This is a genomic window from Gemmatimonadaceae bacterium (assembly GCA_037721215.1).
Taxonomy (GTDB): domain Bacteria; phylum Gemmatimonadota; class Gemmatimonadetes; order Gemmatimonadales; family Gemmatimonadaceae; genus UBA4720.
Window position 1 is genome coordinate 1 of the sequence record JBBJNV010000042.1, and the last position, 8,244, is coordinate 8,244.

At 60.7% G+C, this 8,244-nt stretch carries 9 protein-coding genes and 3 tRNA genes; 10 read left to right on the top strand and 2 right to left on the bottom strand.

Annotation, left to right across the window (positions count from 1 at the left end):
- The 8 genes from WKF55_16245 to WKF55_16280 all read left to right on the top strand — a co-directional run.
- Positions 1-353, top strand: a 353-nt coding sequence (locus WKF55_16245) for a D-glycero-beta-D-manno-heptose 1-phosphate adenylyltransferase (GenBank protein ID MEJ7761133.1), incomplete at its 5' end; no start/stop codon positions are given.
- Positions 340-1,065, top strand: a complete 726-nt coding sequence (rph, locus tag WKF55_16250) for a ribonuclease PH (GenBank protein ID MEJ7761134.1) — start codon at positions 340-342, stop codon at positions 1,063-1,065. The genes WKF55_16245 and rph, both read left to right, overlap by 14 nt.
- A complete protein-coding gene (locus tag WKF55_16255) occupies positions 1,055-1,684 on the top strand; it encodes a non-canonical purine NTP pyrophosphatase (GenBank protein MEJ7761135.1) in 630 nt (209 codons plus the stop codon). Before rph ends, WKF55_16255 begins: the two co-directional genes overlap by 11 nt.
- A 14-nt stretch (positions 1,685-1,698) precedes the next feature.
- Positions 1,699-1,772: transfer RNA gene (locus WKF55_16260), tRNA-Pro, on the top strand.
- Positions 1,773-1,792: 20 nt separating this feature from the next.
- A tRNA-Arg gene (locus WKF55_16265) sits at positions 1,793-1,869 on the top strand.
- Between the two features lie 17 nt (positions 1,870-1,886).
- A tRNA-Lys gene (locus tag WKF55_16270) sits at positions 1,887-1,959 on the top strand.
- 57 nt (positions 1,960-2,016) lie between these two features.
- Complete coding sequence (locus WKF55_16275) at positions 2,017-3,012, top strand: glycosyltransferase (protein MEJ7761136.1); 996 nt, start codon at positions 2,017-2,019, stop codon at positions 3,010-3,012.
- A 1-nt stretch (position 3,013) separates the two neighbouring features.
- Positions 3,014-4,207 carry a glycosyltransferase family 1 protein gene (locus WKF55_16280; GenBank protein MEJ7761137.1) on the top strand — a complete coding sequence of 398 codons (1,194 nt, stop codon included), beginning with the start codon at positions 3,014-3,016 and terminating at the stop codon, positions 4,205-4,207.
- A 16-nt stretch (positions 4,208-4,223) separates the two neighbouring features.
- On the opposite strand, the gene WKF55_16285 is transcribed toward WKF55_16280, so the two are convergent.
- Positions 4,224-4,859, bottom strand: coding sequence for a ferric reductase-like transmembrane domain-containing protein (locus WKF55_16285; GenBank protein MEJ7761138.1), 636 nt, complete (start codon positions 4,857-4,859; stop codon positions 4,224-4,226).
- A complete protein-coding gene (locus WKF55_16290; GenBank protein ID MEJ7761139.1) occupies positions 4,856-6,544 on the bottom strand; it encodes a hypothetical protein in 1,689 nt (562 codons plus the stop codon). The genes WKF55_16285 and WKF55_16290 overlap by 4 nt, the downstream gene beginning before the upstream one ends.
- Positions 6,545-6,612: 68 nt before the next feature.
- Between WKF55_16290 and WKF55_16295 the strand changes: the two genes are divergently transcribed.
- Both WKF55_16295 and WKF55_16300 read left to right on the top strand, forming a co-directional pair.
- Complete coding sequence (locus WKF55_16295) at positions 6,613-7,680, top strand: glycosyltransferase (GenBank protein ID MEJ7761140.1); 1,068 nt, start codon at positions 6,613-6,615, stop codon at positions 7,678-7,680.
- A partial coding sequence (locus tag WKF55_16300; GenBank protein ID MEJ7761141.1) for an oligosaccharide flippase family protein occupies positions 7,677-8,244 on the top strand: 568 nt, incomplete at its 3' end. The genes WKF55_16295 and WKF55_16300, both read left to right, overlap by 4 nt.

Here is an 8,244-nt window from a genome sequence, read left to right on the forward strand (position 1 = left end):
GTCTCACCCGGGCCCGTAATTGCGGCGACAGTCTCGTCGTCGCGATCAACACTGACGAATCGGTGAAGAGATTGAAGGGGCCTGCCCGTCCCGTTCGACACGGAGCCGATCGGGCGTATGTGCTGGCTGGGCTCGAGGCGGTTGACGTAGTGGTGATGTTCGACGAGGATACTCCCCTCGAACTCATTCTTGCCCTGCGGCCTGATGTGATCGCGAAAGGTGGCGACTACACCCAGGCCGGTGTCGTTGGCGCCCGCGAGATAAAGGAATGGGGAGGAGAAGTCGTCATCGTGCCGCTTACGCCGGGCCAGTCAACCACATCGATCATCGAGAAACTGAGTGCCAGAGAATAGACAAATTCGAACGGAGCGGGCGAACTCGGAGTTGCGTTTGATATCACTCGAGCGTGAATCTGCACCTTACGCCGAGGGTTCGTGCCTCAGCTCATTCGGGTCGACGCGGGTGTTGTGTACTGCGTCGGTGGAGGCCGGCGTGCCCGGGTGGCGGCGGGGCAGCGGCAACGGCTGGCTCACCGCTGAGTATGCGATGTTGCCGCGAGCCACAAAGACGCGTTCCGAGCGCGAGCGAAAACAGCTCGGCGGACGGACGCAGGAGATTCAGCGACTGATTGGCCGAAGCGTGCGGGCCATGCTCGACGATTTCAGTTTTGGTGAGTTCACGGTGAAACTCGACTGCGATGTGCTCGTCGCGGACGGGGGAACGAGGACGGCGGCAATCACGGGCGCAGCCGTTGCAATCGTGGATGCCTTCGACTGGATGGTCGCGGCTGGAAACATTCCTTCCTCGCCGGTGCGTCGGCGTGTCGCCGCAATAAGCGTGGGAATTGTCGATGGCGAAGCGAGGCTCGATCTCGATTACCCGGAAGACGTACGGGCGGAGGTCGACATGAACGTCGTGATGAGCTCGACAGGCCAGTTCGTTGAGGTGCAGGGAACCGGAGAGCACGGGACGTTCGACCGCGGGCAATTGAACGGTCTGCTCGATCTTGCAGTTGCCGGCATCGTGAAACTGGACGAATTGCAGCAGGCGGCGCTTGGGCGTTGACCGACTGCTGCTGCTCGCCACGCGCAACGCCGGCAAGCTGGACGAACTGAACGGGCTTTTCAGAGGGTTTGCTCTGGCAACGATTGGTCTCGACGCGGCGGGGTTGCCTTACCACGACGACGAAGAGAATATCGAGGCCTTCGGTACACTGCGTGAGAACGCTATTGCCAAGGCCGGCCATTTTCATCGGCTGAGCGGTCTTCCGACGATTGCGGATGATTCTGGTCTTGCGGTCGACATACTGAATGGCGCCCCGGGTGTGCACAGCCGTCGCTACTCAGGGAGAGATGACCTGAGCGGGCAGGATCTCGACGACGCCAACAACCGGAAGCTGCTGCTTGCGCTGTGTGACACGCTGCATCCGGCCGCGAGTTTTGTCTGCGCGGGAGCCTATGTCGGGGACGGGTTCGAGTGGGTTGAAGAGGGGATCGCCCGTGGGGAAATTCTGCGCGCTCCACGGGGCGAAAACGGATTTGGGTACGACCCATATTTTCTGTCGAGCGACCTGGCTAAGACTTTCGGCGAAGCGGCGGCGGAAGAAAAATCGCTTGTGAGCCACCGCGGGCGGGCGTTCAGCGCGCTCGTGGCTCTGTTGCGCGAGCGCGGCCGCATTCGGTAGTTTGCTTCTTCTTTCGGGGCGTAGCGTAGCCCGGTATCGCGCCTGCTTTGGGAGCAGGAGGTCCCCGGTTCAAATCCGGGCGCCCCGACTTAAGCCGCGACATTGCCTGCGCCAGTAGCTCAGTTGGATAGAGCAACAGCCTTCTAAGCTGTGGGTCGGGGGTTCGATTCCCTCCTGGCGCACCATCGTGCAACAAGCTTTCGCACCGTTAGCTCAATTGGCAGAGCAAGCGACTCTTAATCGCTAGGTTGTAGGTTCGATTCCTACACGGTGCATTGCTCAAATCTTCGCGAGGCCCGGCGTCACGTCGGGCCTTTCGCGTCCCCCCTGCAATGCCAATTCCAGAGAACCACGCGTCGTCCCTCGCAATAACTGGCAGAGCCACAACGATCCCGGAAATCTCGGTAGTTGTCGCGACGAGCGAAGCGGCGAGATCGGTCCAGGATTGCCTGCACTCCATCATGGCCAGTATTGCCGGCCTCGACGCGGAGCTGATTGTCGCCGACGGTTCGAGTGACGAAACCGCTTCTCTCGTCCAATTGCATTTTGCTGAGGCCACGCTGATTCGCATGGCCCCGGGCACCCTCACGCCACGCCTGTGGGGGGCGGGGTTAGCCAAAGCCCGTGGAAAACTGGTGGCCTTTACCACCGGGCATTCAACCGTCCCGCACGACTGGTGCCGCGCCCTTAGCGCTGCGCTCACACCGGCTGCAACCGGTAGCGAACATCCTACTACGCCAGGTGTGGGCGGTGCCGGAGGTGCGCTCGCGCTGGCTGCCGGCACATCGGTCATCGATGCCGCCATTTACTTCCTCCGCTACTCCGCGTTCCTTCCAGGCGGCGGGGGATCGCCCCGCCCCGTAGCTGAAATTGCCGGTGACAACGCCATGTATCGAGGCGACGATTTGCGCAGGCACATTGCCACCTTCGCCGACGGGTTCTGGGAAGTGCCGTTTCACCAGATTCTCCGCAAGGAAGGGCACACTCTGATGATGATCCCTGCCGCAACAGCCGAATTCGGCCGTTCATTCACCCTTGGCGCCATTTCCGCCCAGAGATTTGCCCATGGGCGTCATTTTGGAAAGTGGCGATCGAGCGTCGGTGGCGTGGGGAGGGCCCGCATCATTGGCGCCTCGCCGGTAGTTCCTTTTGTCCTGCTGGCAAGAATTGCGCGGCGGGTCATGAACACCCGACTCGCTGCTGGCGATCAGACTGCGGCGGGACTTCCGCGGGAATCCGTCGCTCGTTTTGTCGCTGCATCGCCACTCATCCTCTGGCTCGGCGCCTGCTGGGCAATGGGCGAGGCGCGCGGCGCGTGGGAAGCTTAGCGTGCGTGTAGGCATCGACGCCACCTGCTGGGCCAACGACCGGGGCTATGGCCGGTTTACGCGTGAGATCGTGCAAGCCATGGTCGAGGCGGCGCCCGAAGACCACTTCGTCTGCTTCCTCGACGGCGATTCGGCAGTGCGATTCGATCTTGAGGCGGGCAACACCAGCAGCGATATCGTACCGGTTGCCACATCAGCATCTCAGGCGGCCTCTGCGTCAGGAAATCGTTCTCCGGTCGACATGCTCCGAATGACTGCCGCCGTCTCGCGCACAAAACTCGATTGTTTCTTCTCACCATCCGTGTACACGTACTTTCCGCTCCCCCCGCGCCTGCCCGCCGTCGTCACCATCCACGACGCAATTGCGGAGCGCTTTCCGGAACTCACCGTGCCGTCGCGCCGGGCGCGGCTGTTCTGGAACCTCAAGGTCTGGCTCGCGCTGCGCCAGGCGGACGGGATCCTCACCGTTTCCGATCACGCGGCACGGGATATTGCCCGGGTGCATCGTATTGCGGCGAGCAGGATAACCGTCGCACTTGAGGCGCCGGCATCGGCATATCGAGTCGATTCGTCCGCGCGTGAAGTCGAAACGGTTGCAAGGCGAATCGGCATTCCGGAGCGGACCCCGTGGTTCACCTACGTGGGCGGTTTCAATCCTCACAAAAACGTGCCGCTGATAATCCGTGCTCATGCGGAGCTGGCACGCGAACTAGGACCTCTTGCACCCCACCTGGCCCTGGTTGGCACACTCGACGGCGACGTGTTTCACGGCGACCAGAGGGCAATCAAAGAGGCAATTAATGACGAACAGACAGCATCGCTCGTTCACTGGACGGGTTTTCTCACGGATGACGATCTGGCGAAACTGCATGCCGGCGCCATTGCATTACTAATCCCTTCTGAGTGTGAGGGTTTCGGGCTTCCAGCTGTCGAAGCGGCGGCATGCGGAACTCCAGCGATCGCAACAACCGAGAGTCCTTTACCTGAGCTGCTCGAAGGCGGCGGAATATTTGTGGCGCCCGGAAACCGCACCGAATTGCTGAACGCGATGCGCCGCCTCGCCACGGATGCAGTCCTACGCTCGGAAATGGGGGCTATCGCATCTACCCGGGCGCGGTCGCTCACGTGGGATCGCGGCGCACAATCATGTCTGGCTGCGTTACGGAGCGTCGCCCGCGGAAAAACTCAGGCTTGACGGCCGGCGCCGCCTCTCAACCAGGGAGCGAGCGACCGCGGTATGCCGCGACTCCGCGAAGCTGAACAAGAAGCACCCCTGCGACGAGCATCGCGAAAAACAACACCGCGCTGACGCTCCGCTTCTCGAGAAGCTGATAAATCGCACCGTGAAGCGCAACCATCAGCATTGCCAGATAGCTCGACCTCTGAAGTCGCTTCCATCGGGCTGTTCCGAGCCGGCGGAGCGAATAGTCGTTCGATAGCAAGAGCAGCATGACCAGCACGACAGTTGCAAGGGCTCCCATACAATTCGTCGCGACAAAACCAAGCGCCGCATCGAGGCGGGCTGGCCAGGGAGGCACGAAGTAACCGGCCAGATCGCCGCCCTTGTGTACCTGCAGGCCCAGTACCGTGTGAACGCTGCCGACCAGCGCTGCTGAGATGCCGAGGTCGCGGCGAAGGTGAGTGCTTACAGGATTCGGCGCGCCCTCGATAACATTGCGCGGGCCGGTGGATAGTGTCGCTGCCAGCAGTCCAAGGGCAACGTACGCGGTTGCAAAGCTCAGCGCTTCCACGGGGCGCGGCACCCCCGCAACGACATAACCTGCTCCAACACCCGCAACGATCAGCCCCCCGAGAATCAGATTTCTCCTCCAGCGTCTGACATTCATGGCTGAATTCGCATCCTGAAGACCTGCGCCTTCGCGTGCTCGGTGGAACGCGCGAAGACAGATTGATATTCGAACTTTCCGAATTTATTGAGTGAATCCTGGGTGAGGCGCTCCCATGCGGAAAACCGCTGGCAGGTGTCGAACGTCCCGCATTCCAGAAGCAGATAGACGTCGCGCTCGACTGTCGCTTGGGGCAGGGCGCTGTCGGGCCTGAAGTAACTCAGCCCCGAGATCGCTTTCCAGCGCCCGAAATTGCCTCTCGTTCCAATGAGGAGAGTCCGGCTTCTGTCGAGCGAATCAAGGAAGCCGCGCAAGTCGCGAAAGGTCGACGATACCTGGCCAACATATGCGCGAGTTTCGCCGATCGAGATCGAAGTCGCTCGCTTCGCTTCGGTGCCGGCGAGCCGCGTCGACCGAAGTAGCACCAGGCCGCCCGCAAGCGCAGTTGCGACCAGCAGACCGCCAATTGGGAGCCACGCGTTCCAGTGGACGCGCGAAGTTATAGGTCGCACCAGCGTTGCGGCGCCGAGGTAGAAAAACACCCAGATGATTGGCTGGTAGGCCATCAGATACCGTGCCGTGCTCGGTATGATCAGGGCAAGGAGGGGCAAGGCGCAGAGGAAATACGCAATCTCCGGCGCGAACCGGTCGCGCGCTTTCCAGATCCCGAAAAACATCGTCGCCGATATCATGACGCCAACCACTGCCAGCACCAGATCCCCTGTTGTGAAGATGAGGGCCGGCCGATAGGGGTAGAGGGCCGGAGGCTGCGAAAAAGCAAGATGAAAATCGGGGATCACCTGCGAGGGCAGTGCAGAGCCGACGAGGTGAAACAGCATTGCGACCTTGTCTGCATTCAGGTAAAAATGGAGAAGATCAGGGAAGTAGCGTTTCGAGAGAACGTCCCAGTTGAGCGCCAGAAGGAGCAGCAGCACGCCGAAGGCTGCGGCCCCGCCGGTTATGAGCCTTCGCCCTGAGGTGCCGTGTTTCCTCGCCCGGCCAGTAACCAGCACGGCGGCGAATAGCAGCAAGGCCGGAGCAGTGAACTTCACCAGAAAAGCGAGCGCAAAGAAAGCGATCGCCAGAACGATCGTCGGAATTTGATGGCGCAATCCACGTTCTGAACAAACCAGCCTTACGATGAGGATCAGCGTCGCAAGCGTGAACGCCGAATACGGCGCTTCCGCAAGCGGCGAGAACACGTTGGCCGCCCAGACAGGGCTCAGCAGCATGAAGCCGAACGCAAAGCCGATTGCAATCCAGTGACGTGCAACCGGGAGCACCCATGATACGATGTACGCGTGCATCACAGCGACCAACGCCACAATCGCAACGTTCGAGATCTGAATCGCACGGAGCTGTGAATCAAAATCATCGAAGATCATCATGAACGGAGAACGCAAAACTCCCGGCATCGCGACGTACCTGAAGGCCGGACGATTTACAGTCAGGGTGGCGGATGTGTGTCCAAACTCCGCGAATGAGAGACCTTTCAGGTAATAGAGAAGCGGATCGGTGGACAGTCTCGGATAGAAGTAGGATGGGTCCACCACGAGAATCGCGAACATCATTACAATCGTGAACCCGCCTCCGAATACGAGTATCGGCTGCCATTCGCGCCGCACGAAAGTGAGTGGTGATTCGATGCGCTCGTGAAAGTCGTACGAACTGCTGAAAACGTCCAAGGGCTGCTGCTCCTTTTTGAAGCCGTTGCGGCGGTAGGAAGTTAACTTTGCTTTTTCTGGAGACTAGGATGCGAGATGGCGATTCCGACGGGGCGGGGTTGGGTGACCCGCCGCTCCTGTCGGTGGTGGTTCCCGTTCATGATGCGCGGGCGACGATAGGCGCGTGCATCACCGCCCTTCTCGCGAGTGATCTCTCCCGTTCCCAATGGGAGCTCATCGTGGTCGACGACGCAAGTACCGATGAAAGCCCGGCGGTTGCTCGCAAGTCGGCTGACAGCTTTGTCACTATCGAGGATGGTCCGCGGGGACCGGCATTTGCGCGAAACCGGGGAGCCGAGGCCGCCCGCTCCGATATCTTCTGTTTTGTTGACTCCGATGTCTGCGTCCACACCTCCGCGTTGTCCCGTCTTCTCGAGCATTTCACGCGCGATCCAGGGCTTGCCGGCGTATTCGGTTCGTATGACGACCGGCCAGGTGCTGACGGGTTCGTGTCGCAGTATCGAAATCTTCTGCATCACTATATCCATCACCGGAACCGCGGCGAGGTCAACAGCTTCTGGGCCGGGTGCGGGGCACTGACGCGGACGGCATTTACCGAAGCCGGCGGATTTGACCAAAGTCGCTACCATCGGGCACAGATCGAGGATGTCGAGCTGGGATATCGGGTGCGGGACCGCGGTGGAAGGATTCTGCTCGATCCCCAGACCCAGGGTACTCATCTGAAGCGATGGACGCTGGGTCGGATGCTCCGGGTGGACTTCGGCCACCGCGGAGTGCCATGGATGGAGTTGCTCCTCGAGCGCGGCCAGTTGTTCGGAAGCGGCCTTAGCGTCGGCGCTCAGGAAAAGATCAGCGTGGCGCTCGTCGGTGGTTTTCTTCTGTCGCTCGTTGCGGCCGCACTCGTGGGGAGCGTTGCGGCACTGTTCGCGCCTGCGCTGTGCCTGGTGCTACTCATCGCCGTGAATTACCGGCTGCTTGCCTGGTTCGCGGAAGTCAGAGGCGTCTGGTTTGCCGTCCGTGTGTTGCCGATGCTGATTCTTTACCATGCGACCAACGTCGCCGCGGCCGTGTACGGCCTTGCAGCTCACAGCATTTCGAGAAGGAAGAAGAAGCCGGAGGTGAGGGTCTTCGCATGAATGTGCCCGCCACTCCGGCACGCGGGCCGCTTTCCAATTTCATCGCGCTTGGCACCAGTGAAATCTTTGCGCGAGCGGCGGGCTTCGCCGCGACCGCTTTGCTGGCGCGGCGGCTGGGTGTCGATGCGTTCGGCATTCTGGGTCTGGCGACCGCAACGGTAGGGTATCTCGGCATTGCCCTTCTTGCCGGGTTCGGGGTCATCTCCTCCCGTGAAGTTGCTCTCAATCCGGGGCGCGCCGAAGGGATTATTGCAGATGCGACGATCGTCAGACTCATTCTGGCGCTCTGCGCAGTTGGAGTGGTGGCTGCTTTCTCTTTCGGGTTCGTCGGCTCGCCGGTGAGACGCCTTGTTCTCCTGCTTACGTCTCTGTCATTGATACCCTTCGCACTCGACACGAGCTGGGCTTACAGAGGTCTTGGCCGGAATCACATTATCGGCATCGGGTTGCTTACGGCGCAGTTTCTGTATCTGGCCGGGTCGTTTGTTCTTGTACGGAGCTCTGGTGTACTGCAAACGGTTCCCCTCATCCAGTTTGTGGGTGAAAAGGTTGGGGCGGGGCAAC